The organism is Paenibacillus sp. 1SOY10 (assembly GCF_056836745.1).
This window is the reverse complement of the sequence record NZ_JBXENK010000003.1, coordinates 181,477-197,029: the sequence shown is the minus strand read 5'-3', so window position 1 is coordinate 197,029 and position 15,553 is coordinate 181,477. Positions and strand designations below refer to the sequence as shown.

10 protein-coding genes are annotated in these 15,553 nt (G+C 50.4%); 2 read left to right on the top strand and 8 right to left on the bottom strand.

From position 1 onward, the window contains the following. Positions 1-20: 20 nt before the first annotated feature. The 6 genes from AC1VOR_RS11730 to AC1VOR_RS11705 form a co-directional block, all read right to left on the bottom strand. Positions 21-2,105: a beta-galactosidase gene (locus AC1VOR_RS11730; protein WP_482617994.1), complete on the bottom strand. Its 2,085-nt coding sequence runs from the start codon at positions 2,103-2,105 to the stop codon at positions 21-23. A 12-nt stretch (positions 2,106-2,117) separates the two neighbouring features. After that, on the bottom strand, positions 2,118-3,692 hold the full coding sequence (locus AC1VOR_RS11725) for an ABC transporter substrate-binding protein (RefSeq protein ID WP_482617993.1): 1,575 nt from the start codon (positions 3,690-3,692) through the stop codon (positions 2,118-2,120). 92 nt (positions 3,693-3,784) lie between these two features. Beyond that, positions 3,785-4,720 (bottom strand): carbohydrate ABC transporter permease, encoded by a 936-nt coding sequence (locus tag AC1VOR_RS11720; RefSeq protein ID WP_482617991.1) that lies wholly within the window; start codon positions 4,718-4,720, stop codon positions 3,785-3,787. A gap of 22 nt (positions 4,721-4,742) precedes the next feature. Further along, positions 4,743-5,663: an ABC transporter permease gene (locus AC1VOR_RS11715; protein ID WP_482617989.1), complete on the bottom strand. Its 921-nt coding sequence runs from the start codon at positions 5,661-5,663 to the stop codon at positions 4,743-4,745. Between the two features lie 400 nt (positions 5,664-6,063). Beyond that, on the bottom strand, positions 6,064-7,638 hold the full coding sequence (locus AC1VOR_RS11710; RefSeq protein WP_482617987.1) for a response regulator: 1,575 nt from the start codon (positions 7,636-7,638) through the stop codon (positions 6,064-6,066). Between the two features lie 103 nt (positions 7,639-7,741). After that, positions 7,742-9,478, bottom strand: a complete 1,737-nt coding sequence (locus AC1VOR_RS11705; RefSeq protein ID WP_482617985.1) for a sensor histidine kinase — start codon at positions 9,476-9,478, stop codon at positions 7,742-7,744. Positions 9,479-9,639: 161 nt separating this feature from the next. On the opposite strand from AC1VOR_RS11705, the gene AC1VOR_RS11700 reads away from it, so the two are divergent. Further along, positions 9,640-10,650, top strand: a complete 1,011-nt coding sequence (locus tag AC1VOR_RS11700; protein WP_482617984.1) for an LLM class flavin-dependent oxidoreductase — start codon at positions 9,640-9,642, stop codon at positions 10,648-10,650. A 10-nt stretch (positions 10,651-10,660) separates the two neighbouring features. Here the strand turns inward: AC1VOR_RS11700 and AC1VOR_RS11695 are convergent, their stop codons facing one another. Further along, positions 10,661-12,211: a response regulator gene (locus tag AC1VOR_RS11695; RefSeq protein WP_482617983.1), complete on the bottom strand. Its 1,551-nt coding sequence runs from the start codon at positions 12,209-12,211 to the stop codon at positions 10,661-10,663. Between the two features lie 15 nt (positions 12,212-12,226). After that, positions 12,227-13,981, bottom strand: a complete 1,755-nt coding sequence (locus AC1VOR_RS11690; RefSeq protein ID WP_482617982.1) for a cache domain-containing sensor histidine kinase — start codon at positions 13,979-13,981, stop codon at positions 12,227-12,229. Positions 13,982-14,205: 224 nt separating this feature from the next. Between AC1VOR_RS11690 and AC1VOR_RS11685 the strand changes: the two genes are divergently transcribed. Then, positions 14,206-15,528 (top strand): ABC transporter substrate-binding protein, encoded by a 1,323-nt coding sequence (locus AC1VOR_RS11685; RefSeq protein WP_482617980.1) that lies wholly within the window; start codon positions 14,206-14,208, stop codon positions 15,526-15,528. Positions 15,529-15,553 lie beyond the last annotated feature (25 nt).

Below are 15,553 nucleotides of genomic sequence, written 5' to 3'. Positions count from 1 at the left end.
CGGAATTTAAGCTTAAGCTGCTAAACGCGGCTCACCTTGCGCTTCAAAACACAGATACCGTTCGCCGATAGCTGGATGGAGCTAGAAGTTAAAGTATGGCCACTCTCGGCATCCTCATACTCTGTTCCAGGCAGTTCAACAAGAGCCGCTTGACCTGAGAAATTCTGCACGAATATATATTCGTGCTCTCCATCGCTTCTCAGTCCGGCTGTTACTCCCGGTGGCAGCTTGGCATCAAGGGCACGCCTTACTCCTGCCTCCTGAACCAGTCGCCCATATAGCTCATCATAGAAGGCGGAATCGCTGACACGTGCCGCCAAGTAATAAGCCTTGCCCTTACCCAGCTCATTGACGGTCAGCACCGGTTCGCCAGCATAGAAATCCTGCTGGTACACCCCGATGACCTCGGCACCCTCGACATGGATACGCTCACAAAGCTCGTGAATCTCGAACACTCCAGTCAGGTTGAGTGGATTGCCCTCTGCCATGATGACTGCATTACGGTCATGATCATGCAAACCATCGATTTCCTCAGCCCACACGCCAACAGTCTTACGCAGAGGGCCAGGGAATCCGCCTAGATGGCAAAGGTCGTTCTCGTCAACGACTCCCGTCCAATAGGTTGCGAGTAGCGTCCCGCCGTCCCTCACGAACTGCTCCAACTTATCACCCGTTTCTACACGAAGCAGATAAGCCATAGGAACGACAATAAGCTTATAGCTGTCAAAATCATCAAATGATCCTATGATATCGGTCGGTACACCCATTTCCCATAACGCATGGTAATGCTGCATTACCGTCTCTTCGTAATGAATCCCCTGGTTACGAGGACCCTGAGCGTCCTTGATAGCCCACCGATTATCCCAATCAAATATAATAGCTGCTTCTGCCGGAACTGAAGTGCCAACAACAGCTTTCAGCCGGGACAACGATTCCCCAAGCGACGCTACATCACGGAACACGCGAGTATGCTCATGCCCGGCATGATCCACCACTGCCCCATGGAATTTCTCGCTGGAGCCCCGGCTCTTGCGCCACTGGAAATACTGCACCGTATCCGAGCCATGAGCTACCGCCTGCAAAGACGATAGCTTGTGCATCCCCGGCCGCTTCAGCTTGCTGACAGGTTGCCAATTGGTTAAGGATGGTGTGCTCTCCATCAGCATGAACGGCTTTTGCTTCAAGGAGCGGAACAGATCATGATTGAACGCAAACCAGGAGGCCGTCCTGGCATCGGATTCCGCATCATGCCAGGTCGGATAAGCATCCCAGGAGATCACGTCCACCACCTTGGCAAATTCGCGGTAATCCAAGCCCTCGTACAAATCCATCATATTCACAGTGCAAGGCAAATCTGGATTGACCTCACGTAAGGGAAGCATCTCATGTTTGCAAAAATCAATGGTCTGATCCGAGACGAACCGGCGCCAATCCAGGTTCTGCCCGTGTACCATCGTCTCCCCATGTGGGGCTGGAGATTCCACCTGTGTCCACGAGGTGTACGTATGGCTCCAGAAGGCCGTCCACCAGGCACGATTCAGAGCATGCAGGGAACCGTATTTGCGCTTGAGCCAGGAGCGGAATGCTTCCTGACAATAATCGCAATGACACTCCCCGCCGTATTCGTTGGACACATGCCACCCCACAATAGCCGGATGATGGGAATAACGCTCCGCCAGCTTGCTATTGATCAGCGCCACCTTCTCGCGGTAGACCGGAGAGCTGAAGCAATGGTTATGTCTCATGCCATGAAGATTGCGCACGCGGTTCTTCTCTACGCGCAGCACCTCGGGATATTTCTCCGACATCCAGGTAGGCCGGGCGCCGCTGGGCGTAGCCAGCCAGGCATAAATACCGTTAGCAGCAAAGGAATCCAGCACCCCATCCAACCATTCAAAATGGTAGATTCCTTCCTCCGGCTCCAGCGTCGCCCAAGAGAAGATCCCTACGGCCATCACATTGCAGTTCGCCAGCTTCATCAGGCGTATATCTTCGGCAAGAACCTGTGGATCGTGCAGCCATTGATCAGGGTTATAATCGGCTCCATGCATCAATACGGGAAGCTTATCGCTGATTGGCGGATGTTTCATTACTCTTGCACTCATGGAATCCTCCTCTTATTGGGCAAGAAATGCGTCAATTTGACTTTGCAGTTCCTGCTGAATGACATCTAGCCCCGCTGCCTGCAATTGCTTGATCAGATCGGCCTGCCCCTTCTCCAAGTCTTTGATGAGGCCATATTCCAATGGAATCGCATAGCGCAGCATGACATTACCTACGTTCGCTACTTCGTTCTTCACCTTCGTGTCGTCAAATACAAAGGTCTCCAGCGGGAAGTGGTGTACCTTGGATTGCCACTCCTCCAGCATCTTTGTACCTTCCTCAGGATAAGAAGCATCCGTACGGTTCAGCAGCGAGTTCCACCCCCATACGGAGAAGCCCGATAGATTGTAATTCGCGTAGCTGGGGCCGGGAGTGTATTTATCATCGCCAACAGGCTCATAATGCTTGCCGGCAATTCCGTACATTGTCAAATCATGAATTTCCTTATCATTTTGCAGCAAATCAATCAGCATCAGCGAACGTTCCGGTTGCTTGGAGGTCGCATGAATGCTCATACCGTTTTGCGTCGAGATTGCTCCGATTTTTTTCTTGTCTGGCGTTAAGTCGGCCACGCCCACCTCCATTTCCGGCTTATCGCGGCGGATTTCGCCGACATTGCTGGAGATCGTCCCCAGGTTTTGCGCATAGGAAGAGATTTTACCAGCTTTGATATCCTGGTAGACGTCATTTTTGTTGCTGACAATGTTCTTGGACCAGGCGCCCTGATCAGCCAAATCCTTGTAATACTCGATGAGCTGTGTAAATTCCGGGGTATCATACACATTAAACACTTTGCCGGAAGAATCGTCCAACTTGTAGCCCAGCGGAAAATTATAATCAACCAAGTTCCACTCATTTTGCTGTTCCAGCAGGATCTGATCCAACTCATGCCACTTCCAGCCATCTGCGGGTTTGGCCCCAAATGGACTGATGCCCTTCTCGCCAGCAGCAATCGCCTTCAAATATGCAGCATAAGCCTCCGGACTATTTACCGGGTCCAGATTATACTTCTTGCGCAAATCCTCGCGGACTAACACCACCTTATCCGTGACTTCCTGATTGTTATTAGGCACCATGTATAGCTTACCATTAACTTTCGCTTGCTCCCATGCAGCTTCAGGCAACGCCTCCCAAGTCTTTGGGGCATATTGCTGCAGCATCTCGTCAGTCAACTCCAGAAACCCGCCCTTTAACACCTGATCGTTATAGAAAGCCCAGTTCGCCGTATAAGCAATGTCGAAATCTTCGTTGGCGGCAAATTTCAGTGGATATTTCTGCGTCCAATCTGCCCAGTCCAGGAATTCAGTCTCTACGGTGGCGTTGATCTTTTCCTTAAGCAGGCGATTCAATTCCCCGAACACTTCATCATAATCCGTTGGCTTGCTACCGATCATCAGTAGCTTAAGCGTCACTTCCTTGGAGACATCCACCGCTCCCTCAGAGATTTCGGGCGCTCCGGTATTACCTGGCGAAGCTGGTTCCTTCGCTTGATTGGCATCTGGTCCCTGACCCCCTCCACACGCAGAGAGCACAGCAACCAACACACAGATGACGGCTAACAGTAACATGAAGTTCTTGTTTTGTTTCATGACTGGAATTCCCCCTAATAGATAATAAATTGCCTTTGATGCCTCTATCCTGGGCGTGTCAGACACCCCCTAGTAACCAGGTTACCCTGTGGTCACCCCTTCACTGCCCCAATCGTCAACCCTTGCACGAAGTAACGCTGAATAAAAGGATAGGCGATCATAATAGGTCCCGTAGCCACAATCGTCATGGCCATCTTCAGGCTCTCTGTCGGGATATCCGAGGACATAACTGCCCCGGCGGCCATCATGGCCTTGCGCATCCCATCCATATTGCCGAGCAGGCGGTACAGGTAATATTGCAGCGGCATTAGCTCAGAGTTGGAAATGAACAAGAGCGCGTTGTACCAATCATTCCAGTAACCCAGCGCGATAAATAGCCCGATGGTCGCCAGTGCTGGCTTTGATAACGGTAGAACGAACTGGAGATAGATTTGAAAATCATTCGCTCCGTCCATCTTGGTCGATTCAATAATGGCCTCCGGTATGCTGCTCATGAACGACTTCATGACAATGATATAGAAGACGTTCATCAGCATCGGCAAAATAAGCACAAGCAGTGTATCCTTCAATTGCAGATAGTTAACGATCAGCAAATACCACGGAACCAGCCCTCCACTGAACAAAGTCGTGAAGAAGAAGAAAAACGAGAAGCGGTTCCGCCATTTAAAATCTTTTCTGGATAACACATAGGCCGTCATGGAGGTCAAGAACAAGCCAAACAAAGTGCCAAGCAGAGTAACAGTCATGGTAATTCCGTACGCCTTGAGCATTTCTTCGGGGTATTTAAACAGGATGGCGTAAGCCTCCAAGGAGAAGGAGGTGGGAACAAGCTGAAACCCGTGCTCGATGATGCTGCTCTCCTTGGTCAGAGACGAAGAGATCACCAGGATGAATGGAAACAGGCAGAAGACGGTCAGTACCGTCAGCACAGTGTATCCCAGTAGTTGCAGGAGCAAGCGATCCGTGGCGATACGTTTTTTCCCCACCGATGATTGTGCTGGTGTAAGCTTGGGAACGATCAACTTCATCTATTTAGTTCACCTCCGCGTGTTAGAATAGGGCGCGATCCGAATCATATTTGCGTACCGCATAGTTGGCCAGCATAATCGTGGCAAAACCCAATATGGATTGATAAAATCCTGCGGCTGCCGACATGCCAATTTCATTTGAAGTCGTTAGCGAGCGGAAGACGAACGTATCTATGACATCGGTGGAGGAGAACAGTAGCCCGTTGTTGCCGACCATATTGTAGAACATGCCGAAGTCTCCCCTGAAAATATTGCCTATGGCCAAAAGCATTAAAATAATTGCCGTAGGATACAGATTCGGAATCGTGATGCGGCGTATGCGTTGGAAGACGTTCGCCCCATCAATTTCCGCGGCTTCATACATCTCCGTATCGATACTGGTAATCGCGGCTAAATACATAATCGTGCCATACCCCAGTGCCTTCCACGCGGATACCACAATGAGAATCAGTGGCCAGTAGGAAGCTGTGTTATAGATATCAAGAGGCTCCAGCCCGAGGGCACCCAGCAGTACGTTAATGGTGCCATAATCGTAGTTGAACAGATTGTAGGCAATAGCCCCAACGACGACCCATGAGATAAAATAAGGCAAGAACATTACCGTTTGCGTAATCTTGCGGAACCATGGACCCGCCGCCTCAAACAACAAGATAGCGGCGAAAATCTGGAGCGCGTTGTTCACTATAATGAAGGCGAGATTATAGAGACCGGTATTGCGCGTGACTCGCCAGGCATCCCCCGAGTCAAAGAAGAAGCGGAAGTTGTCCAGTCCATTCCACGGGCTGCCAAACACCCCTCCCGTGTAGTTGTATTGCTTGAATGCCAATACAATCCCCGCCATCGGTACATAAGCGAACAGCAGGAAAAATAACACCGCTGGTGTGAGCATCAGCAGCAGTATTTTGTATTTCTTGATATCGTTCCAAAGCCCGCCTCGCTTCATGGTTCGAACTCCCCCTTATATAAGTTGAACTTATGTTTAACGCAAAGAAGCAGACGAGAAAATGTTCTTACGATCGCTGTTGCTCACAGATTTCTTTTATTCAATAAATTCTTATAAGGTAGAAATCCATTCCCAAAGGCGAACGCTCCACTTCTTCAGAATCATTTTTCTCGCTTGCTTATTTTGCCTTTTCTTTAATTCAATTTATATAGATGATTTTCTTTATAGTAAATAGTATAAAGTTAAGCGCTTACTAAAGGGATTCAGCAAAACAACTAATCCTAATACTAATTCTACGATCACGCCGGAGTTCCCAGTATCTACAACAAAAGGACCCGTCCGGTCTGAAAACAGACCTTACGCGTCCTCTAGCAACATGCAGTAGTGTAGTAGCTTGCCCTTACACTCGAAGGGCTTTACGGTATTCCCCTGGCGTCATGCCGGTCGCTTGCTTGAATTGACGGTTGAAATAGATGATGTTCCTGTACCCCATTCGCTCGGCAATCTCGTAAATCCGAAACCCCGGATCTTGTAGCAACGTGCAAATCCGCCGGGTTCGGAGCTCATTTAGAAATTCGCTGAAATGCTCCCCGGTCTCTTCCTTGAACAAATGGCCCAGGTAGTTGGGGCTGAAATCGAAATGGCTCGCAACTTCCTTCAACGTAATTTTCTGCTCCAGGTGATCCTCAACATATTGAATGACCTCCTCGATGACCCGGCGCTTCTGCTTGGTCTTCTTGGCATACAGCAGCTCCGATAATTCAAAGAGTCTCTTGCGCAGCCAGGAGACGATATCATGAATGGTCTCGAACTGGAACAGAAGCTCCGGCTGATGCGAATCCCACCTCAGCAGTTCATACAAATCCTCGTGAATCTCGCGTAGCCCGGCGTGCAGCTTCCCGGTCATACGGATAATCAGATCGTACGCATCATTCTTGTAAGCCAGCGGCCTACCATGGTAGAAGAGCTCCACCAAGCCATCATCAATGGCTACCAGGTCATAGCTCAGGATGGCCTTGAGCAGCCGCTTCACGATGTCATCCGTTTGCTCCGAGACCAGCCGGTTCTCTGTGGTGAGCAGCCGGTTCTCGCGAATCAAGCGATTCTTGCCCACAAGCCACTTCGCGCTTAACGCAGCCTGAGCCTGCCGATAGGAATCGCGCAGATCCTCTTCCGTTCTGGCCTCTCCACCTAACCCAATCGTTACGGAGAACGGTGAGATTTGACGTACAGCACGGACCAGTTCCTCCAGCCATTCGAGGAACAGATGCTCCGGCATGCCAGCTAGAAGCACGTACCGCGCCGGTTGATCCATGATGAACGTGCCCAGCTTGATTTCGGCGGTAAAATACTGCACAAATGAAAACACCTTATGAAGCTGACGATCCCTCTCCTCTTCAGTCAGCCCCCCCGCCTTCCACTGCACATCATCCACTTCCACGATAGCGGCCACCGTCCCCGATTGAAGCATTGGGGTTAATAGTCCCTGTACATGTTCGGCTACCTGCTCCGGGGATATCCCGTTCAGCCACCGTAGCAGCATGCCCTCGCCCAGCAGGGTCAAGGCCTCTGTATAGGTGCGGTCCTGCTCTTGCTCCCGTGTGATGGCTTCACACAAGCCGCTGACCATATCATAAAGCTCCTGATCGTCTACCGGCTTGAGCAGATATCCTGATACGCTTATGCTAATCGCTTCTTTGGCATATTCGAAATCCTCATGCCCGCTGATAAATACAATTTTGACGCCTGGATGATACTCCTTAGCCCTTCGTGCAAATTCAATGCCCGACATAATCGGCATGCGAATATCGCACAGGATTAGATCGACTTGCTCATGTTCCATTACCTTCAGTGCCTTAAACCCGCTGTTCACGGCCGCAATGACCTGCAAGTCCAGACCACTGCCAGCCACTCTACGTCGAAGCCATTCCAGATCAACCGCTTCATCATCAACCAATAATACGTTGACATTCATCACGCATTCCTCCGCGCTAAATTACTCCCATTCTGAGCATACTGGCCCTTCCTGGCCCTGAACATAGCGGTATTCAATGAAAAGGCGTACAAATCCACCGATTTTAGTAGTTTTCCTGGAAAACAGGTGCTGGTGTGGAGTCTGCTTCCGGCTTTGACGGAATTCTTATCTGTACCGTTGTTCCTGCGCCAAAGATACTGGCGATACGGATTCCGTAAGGTTCACCATACCTGAGCCTGATTCGTTCATGAACATTCTTGACCCCATACCCCCCCGACTGAGCAGGTCCCGCCATTAAACGGGCAACCGTCTCCGACTTCATACCAATTCCGTTATCGATGATCTTAAGCTCTACGTAATCTCCCACCCGTTGCCCTGTGATCACAATGGCAATGGTCTCTCCAAACCAGGCATGCTTGAACGTATTCTCCACGAACGGTTGAAGAATGAGCTTCATCACCGGTATGTTCAGGATTTCAGCAGCAACATCAATATGCACCGTAAATGCCCCCGCATACTTGACTCTCTGAATCTCAAGATAGGTCTCCACCTGCTTTAACTCATTTTGCAGCGTCGTAATCACATGCCCCTGGTTCAAGGTCAGCCGATAGAATCGCGACAAGCCCTGCACCATCTCAGTCACCTTGGACGTCTCCCCCAAATTGGCCAAGCTACTGATCGTGGACAGCGTGTTGTAGAGAAAATGAGGATTAATCTGCGCCTGTAGCGCCATAAGCTCAGCTTGCTTCTTCTCAATACCCTGTACATATACACTGTTAATTAACTTTTGAATGTCATCGGCCATCAAATTAAAGGAATCAGCGATATGCACGAACTCATCATTGCCGGAGAAGCGAATCCGCTTCTGAAAGTTCCCCTCTTGAAATGAACGAACCAATCGCACAATCCGATTCATCTTCCGGCCGGACAAGCGGGCTACAATCAGTCCAATCGCGGTCATGCCCACAAAGCTAATGCCACACACCGTCACGACTACCTGCTGCATTCGGCCCGCATCCTTCTTCAGATAAGCCTGCGGCACCAGCGCTTCAATGACGAAATCCGAGCCCGGAATAGGCTCATACAGGCTCAAATACCCCTCGCTACTGGCTCCTATCACCGCACTTCCCCGCTGATAAAGCGAATTGTTATCCTGCGCCTTATTTATGAGCCTTACCGTAATGCCCTCCTCTACTGGAAAGGTGGAGAAATCACCAAACAGATCATCCAACGAAGCGGTGATCCGAAGGTAGCCAATCAGGGCCATATTGCCGTTATACGAAATCAGGCGCCGGATATGCGAGATATTGCCAAGCTGACCATCCGTGTCGACCTGTACCCAGGTGTTGTCCTGTCCCGATTCTTTCAGTTCCCGGTACCAGGGAGCATTCTCCATTTCCTCAAAGGGAAGGATATAATAATCACTCTCATAAATCGGCTCCTCCAGGTGATCGCCTGCTACCATGTTCAGATCATCGTTCAGCGTATAAAGCATCAGACGGATATCATTGCCGAATAATTTCAGGGGCGCCGTAACCTGGGGCACAATCACATCCATCATGACCAGGTAAATATCGTAGGGTTCTCCCCGGTTCTGTATGGCACGCTGAAATGCCAGGTCGCCGAACAGGGTATCCGACATCCGCTGAATCTCGTCCATCTGGTACCGAATATTATTTCGGGCCTGCTCCATCCCGGTACGGATATTTGTCTCGGCCATTTCCGTGCGGGAATCCACCAGCATAGAGTAGGAAACATAACCGATAATAACATCTGTTAATAACGCCAATAGCAGGTATGGAATCAGCATTTTATAGGTGAACGGGATATATTTCTTCATCCGAACAATCCCCCCTGGGGAGTAGATTGAGGCAAGACAAAGCGTATCGCTTCGTTCTTGTTCAAATTTGGATTATAATAAATTGAATGGGTCCCTGATGACTCAGTGCCTTAAACTTTCAGCTTTTATAAAATTGCGAGTTCAAAAAGGAGATTAGATATATGACTAATTCGCATCTGATAGACATCCCTGTATCCATTCTTGATCTGGCACCAATTACGATCGGCAGCACGGCCACCGAGTCCCTGCGCAATACACTGGATCTGGCTCGCCATGCCGAAGGCTGGGGTTATCACCGTTACTGGCTGGCCGAGCATCACAGTATGCCTGGAATCGCCAGCTCCGCGACCGCAGTCGCCATCGGCTATGTAGCCGGAGGTACCCAGACGATTCGCGTCGGCTCGGGCGGCATTATGCTGCCTAACCATTCGCCGTTAATTATTGCTGAGCAGTTCGGCACGCTGGAGTCCCTCTACCCTGGGCGAATTGATCTTGGCCTGGGGCGGGCGCCCGGCTCCGACCCGCTTACCTCGCAGGCGCTTCGTCGCGGCCCAGGCAGCGATGGCCAGGACTTCCCTGATCGGCTGAGTGAGCTGCGTGGCTACTTCCAGCCTACATCCAGTTCGACGATGCGGGTAAGAGCCATTCCCGGGGAAGGGCTTAACGTTCCGATCTGGCTGCTTGGCTCCAGCGGCTTCAGCGCTCAACTCTCGGGTCAGCTCGGATTGCCGTTCTCCTTCGCCAGCCACTTCGCGCCGGATTATCTGATGCCTGCGCTGGACTTGTACCGCTCGCAATTCAGGCCTTCTGCCGAGCTTACTGAGCCTTATGCCATGATCGGCATCAATGTTATTGTCGCCGATACCGACGAGGAAGCTCAATATCTGGCAACATCGCAGCACCAGCAATTCCTGAATCTGATTCGGCGGCGCACCGCACAGCTTAGCCCACCCACAGACCGGCTGGACTGGACGCCGCAGGAGCAAGCTCTGGTCGAGCGCCAACTAGGCTATTCAGCGATTGGCTCACCGGATACGGTCGCTGCCAGACTGGAGCAAATGATCGAGCGCACGGGAGCGAACGAGATTATCGTGTCTGCTCAAGTCTATGATCATCAGGCCCGCTTACGCTCCTATGAGCTGTTGGCCAATCTGTTTGGGGGGAAGCGATAAAAGGAGCCGCTTAATCTTCATGTTCTTGTCCCGGCAGCTTCTCCTGAGGCAAGGCTGGCAAGACCTTCTCCTTGTAATCCGTAGGACTATACCCTGTGTATTCCTTGAACACCTTGGAGAAGTAATGCTGGTCGCTGAAGGATAAAATATCAGCCACTTCTCTGAATTTCATATCCGGCTTGCTGGCCATGAGCCGGCAAGCCTCCTTGATTTTCAATTCCGTATAATACTGGACAAAGGTGCTTTCCGTATATTTCTTCATGATTCGACTGATATAGGACGGGCTGACGTGGAATTTCAACGCTACATCGGTAATTGACAAATAAGAATAAAGATTCATTCTGACATACTCTTCAATCTGCCGAAACAACTCCTCCGCGCTCTTCCGATTCTGTGACTGCACCTGGTCGAAGCTCTGCTTGGCCCATTCCTGAAACTCCCTGCAAAATCCATCATAGCTATTCTCCATCAGCAGGCGGGCGGCAGAAGCCTCCAGATCTATGCGGAATTGATGATCCTGCTCTACCCCCGTCTGAGCAAAGGCGCCCGTAAGCAAGCCAATGAATCGTTCCAGCTCGGAGAGCCGGATAGGCTCCCCCCGCCATTTGCCCAACCATTCGTTCAGCTTGAGCAAGAATTGCTCCTTACGCTTGTTACGAATTAACTCAACGAATAGGGCGCCGGTCGCTCGGTCCAGTCCAGGAGATTCGGAGTGAATTAGCGGAAGCGATACCTCCGTGTCAACAACGATTGGCTGGTGAATACGCTGTCCTTCATCCAGAATACCGGATATCCGGTGATAGGCTTCCAGCAAGCCACCCGGGTCCGCAGGTTGCATCTGTCCTCCCACGGCCACTTGAAGTTCACGTTCCCCCAGGCTGCGGCGGATCGCTTCCAGACAGCTATGGACGGAAGAATAGGTCTCCAGGGCCGCTTTATGCACCAGGACAAGATATTCCTTGGACGTCCGGGTAGGGAATACCCAGCAGGGATGGGGAGCTAGCGTTTCATTCAGGACCTGCTGAATGAAATCCCGTGTCCAGCCTTCTCCCTCTGCCGTGAAGGGCTGCTTCCGGAGCAAGAGCATCATTTTCCCATAATGGTGGAACTGGTCGTCCAACCGCAGACTGGCATAATACTTCGGATCGACGATATCCTTCAGCAATTCCGTCCCGCCCGAGGTTTTCTGTTCCAGACGTTCCATGGCCCGATCCATGACCTCCGACAATTGCTTAATCTCTACTGGCTTGAGCAAATAATCAAATACCTGGAGGTTAAGGGCCTTGCGTGTATATTCAAAATCGTTGTAGCCGCTGATTAACACAAAGAGCAAATTGGGCCGAATCGGCTTTATTCGTTCAATCAGGGTCAGACCATCCATCTTCGGCATGCGGATATCGGTCAGGACCAGATCAACGGACTGCTGTTGCAGGAGCTCCAGGGCCTCTTCTCCGTTCCCAGCCGTTGCTACTATTTTGATAGGAAGCCCGAGCGAATTCAGCAGCGTTTTAATATTCCGCAGAATCGGCTTGCTGTCCTCGACAATCATGACATTGTACATGACTCTCCCCCTCCCTTAATAGAAGTCCTGGGTCAGCGACCCGATAATTTGCACCGTAGCCCCCGTCTCCCCTTCCCCGTGGTTGAAAATATTAAAGAATAGCCGATTCTGATACATCAGCTTCAACCGGTTCACGCTATTGACGATGCCCATATTCCCCAGCTTGGTATGCTCATCGCGGTGTTCCCGGCTCTCCGGTCCATCCTCGTGCAATTTCTCCATAATTTCTTGGATCTTGTCTGGCGGAAAGCCCGCCCCGTTATCCTTGATCTCCACGGCCCAAAGTCCGTTAAACTGCTTCACCGTAATGTGGATTCGCCATGGTGGATCGCTATGCTCGAAGGCATGCTCGATACAGTTCTCGACAAAGGGCTGCAGGACCAGCCTGGGCAGTTGAATGCTATGAGCAAGCTCGTCCGCCTCGATCTCCCAGACCAGATCCTCTTCATATTTCTGTTGCACCAGGGCCAGGTAATGCCGTGTATGCTCCAGTTCATCTGCCAGTGTGACATGCGCATAAGGAGAAGACACAATATAGCGCAGGCTGTCCGATAAATGCTTGCACATATCCGATACCACCTGCGTCTTCCCTTCCTGGGCAGCAATGCTGATCAGATAGAGCACATTATGGATGAAATGCGGAGCAATTTGCGCTTGAAGAGCAGAGTTCCGCGCCTTGACTTCCTCATGGAGTGCTATTTTCTCCCGATCAATCGATTCTTGGAGTCGCTCCATCAAATCCTCGAAGGCTTCGTTCAGCAAGATCAATTCATTGTTCTGCGTCCGGTTCTCCATCTTGATATTCATATTGCTATAGCTGATACGCCAAATCTGGCTGCGCAGCTTACGAATTGGCAGTAGCAGATTCCGTGTGGTCAGATAAATGTAGACAAACGAGATTAACAGCAAAGAGCTGATCAACAGCATGGAGATATACTGTACCGAGTTAACGGAGCCGAGCACATCCCGCTTTGGCGTGACCAGATAGGTTGTCCATCCTGTGCTCTCGGATTTAACGTAGGCCACATAGTTGTCAAAGCTGTCGGTATACATCCCTTCAGCGGATTCGCCGATACCGAGTTCCGCAGATTCAACATCTTGGTCATGTCCGGCAATGGGATGAGATTCAGCATCCAGCACATACATCTTGCCCGAACCTCCGCCTCCCGTGATTCTTTGCAGGTCTACCTGATTCATGACAATCGACAGATAACCGAACACTTTGCCATTTTGATTGCTGATAGGTCTGACAAATGACAGGGCGCCCCCATATCGCCCCAGAACAAATCCGTTGCCGTTCCCCTCTGATCGTCTTGCGTCCAGAAAGGGCTGCAGCGACGACGAAGGGGTCGGCTCTCCCAGATAAGAGACGATCTGCTGTCCCTGTGGATCGTATATAATCATATCCTTGATATTCATTCGGGGTCCGATAGCCTGGAACATCAATTCCTTGAGTTTGCGGCTTTGATTCAACCGCTCAATGTTGGGGTCAGATTGATAACCTCGATCCAGAATAGAGAAAATATCCTTACTCGACAAAATACGCTGGGACAGTTGATTTTGACTATCAATAAAATCGTCGAGCTGTTGGCTTACCTTGGCCGCCGCCGCGATCTTGTCTTCGACGGTCTGCTCCTTGAGTGGCTTGACTACGACCCAGTTGACGTAGACGACAAAACAGCCAAGTATAAATAACAGCAAGGCAATAAAGGTTAGAAATACTTTCGTTTGCAAGCTGAACTGAGCCTTGCCCAAGATGTAGGGTTTCATCGCAGGGTTAAGCGCCTCCTTGCTGTGCCTGAATGCCGTGTCTCACTCAGATACAGACTTAATGCTCTAACTGTACCATTTCCGTTTACTGGATGACAACGGTTTCAAGTTCAGAATTTTACACAGAAGGAGTCATGCTCAGACATGTACCTTACGTGTCACCCATTCTATAATCTAGTTGTAAACGGATTCAAAAACCACACAAAAAGACGGGGGGATTTACCTTGAATCACAAAATCAAGAGAACGGCTACGCTGGTCATTACAGGTCTATTAGCCGTATCGCTGGCTGCCTGTGGAGGCAACTCCAAATCCGGCAACGGCGCAAGCAATGGACAAGACGGGGGTGCCGCCAAGGGAAACAAGGTGACCATCGAGCTGGCTATTTCCAAGAGCTCTCAGGACTCCGCATTCATACAACAAGACATTCTTGACGAGTTCGAACAAAAATCCAACATCAAGGTTAACCTGCAATTGATTCCAGCCGAGCAAACCACCACGGTTCTGCAAACCAAGCTGGCGGTAGAAGAAACGCCTGACCTGATTCAGTACAACCTGGCTAGTGCAACTACCGACCTGAACCTGGAACGGAATTTCGAAATTCTTGACGACCAGGAATGGGTAAGCCGGATTCAGAACAAAGAGGTATTGTCGGCTTACGGACATGTGTACAGCTTCCATGTCAGCCAGGATACCGGGATGCAAGGGGTCGTGTACAACAAACAAATTTTCGAAGACCTGGGCTTGACTATTCCGAACAGCTACGAAGAGTTCCTTGAAGTTTGTGAGAAGATTAAAGCCAGCGGCGTTACACCGGTATTCATGCCTTACAAGGATGCCTGGGCAGCAAATATCTGGCCAGCCGCCGCATTCGCTGACTTCATCACAACCGTTGAACCTACCTACTTCGACGAACTGAACAGTAATAAGCGGAAATGGTCCGATATTCCGGAGTTCCAAACCTTCTTGCAACAGCAATACGATGTGTACAAGAAAGGCTATACCAATGCGGACGTGCTGAGCGACAGCTACGATATGGCCGTGGGTAAATTCCTGAACAAGGAAGTAGCCATGATGTTCATGGGCGACTGGTTAATTGAAGGGGTAGCTGAGCAAGATCCATCCATGAAACTGGGCGTGTTCCCGATTCCTGCAGTCGAGAATGCACGACTTGGTGCCAGCCCACTGGGCGGTCAGTTGTTCATTCCTAAAAAAGCGAAACATCTGGAAGAAGCCAAGCAGTTCCTGAACTTCCTGGCTGAGAAAGAAGTAGCTCAGAAAATTGTAGACTCGAAGGGTTATGTATCGAACCTGAGCGACGTGACTACACCGGAGTTGCCAGAACACAAGCAAGAAATTGTAGACAACTACATTACGCCTAAGAAGACCGTGCTTACGACGGATGCCTTCATGCTGGTTGACCGCAGTGAACTGTACCGCTTGCTGCAAGACCAATTTGCCGGCGGTTTGACACCGGAAGAAGTATTGAAGAACTGGGATGAGAAGTTTGCTCAATTGATGAAAGATAAAGAAATCGCCGGTTTCTAAATCGGAAGGAAACATAGCAGGCAGC

Bases quoted from the DNA above. Each gene is read 5' to 3' on its own strand.
- AC1VOR_RS11730 (WP_482617994.1), bottom strand. From the start codon at position 2,105: ATGAGTGCAAGAGTAATGAAACATCCGCCAATCAGCGATAAGCTTCCC.
- AC1VOR_RS11725 (WP_482617993.1), bottom strand. From the start codon at position 3,692: ATGAAACAAAACAAGAACTTCATGTTACTGTTAGCCGTCATCTGTGTG.
- AC1VOR_RS11720 (WP_482617991.1), bottom strand. From the start codon at position 4,720: ATGAAGTTGATCGTTCCCAAGCTTACACCAGCACAATCATCGGTGGGG.
- AC1VOR_RS11715 (WP_482617989.1), bottom strand. From the start codon at position 5,663: ATGAAGCGAGGCGGGCTTTGGAACGATATCAAGAAATACAAAATACTG.
- AC1VOR_RS11710 (WP_482617987.1), bottom strand. From the start codon at position 7,638: ATGAATGTCAACGTATTATTGGTTGATGATGAAGCGGTTGATCTGGAA.
- AC1VOR_RS11705 (WP_482617985.1), bottom strand. From the start codon at position 9,478: ATGAAGAAATATATCCCGTTCACCTATAAAATGCTGATTCCATACCTG.
- AC1VOR_RS11700 (WP_482617984.1), top strand. From the start codon at position 9,640: ATGACTAATTCGCATCTGATAGACATCCCTGTATCCATTCTTGATCTG.
- AC1VOR_RS11695 (WP_482617983.1), bottom strand. From the start codon at position 12,211: ATGTACAATGTCATGATTGTCGAGGACAGCAAGCCGATTCTGCGGAAT.
- AC1VOR_RS11690 (WP_482617982.1), bottom strand. From the start codon at position 13,981: ATGAAACCCTACATCTTGGGCAAGGCTCAGTTCAGCTTGCAAACGAAA.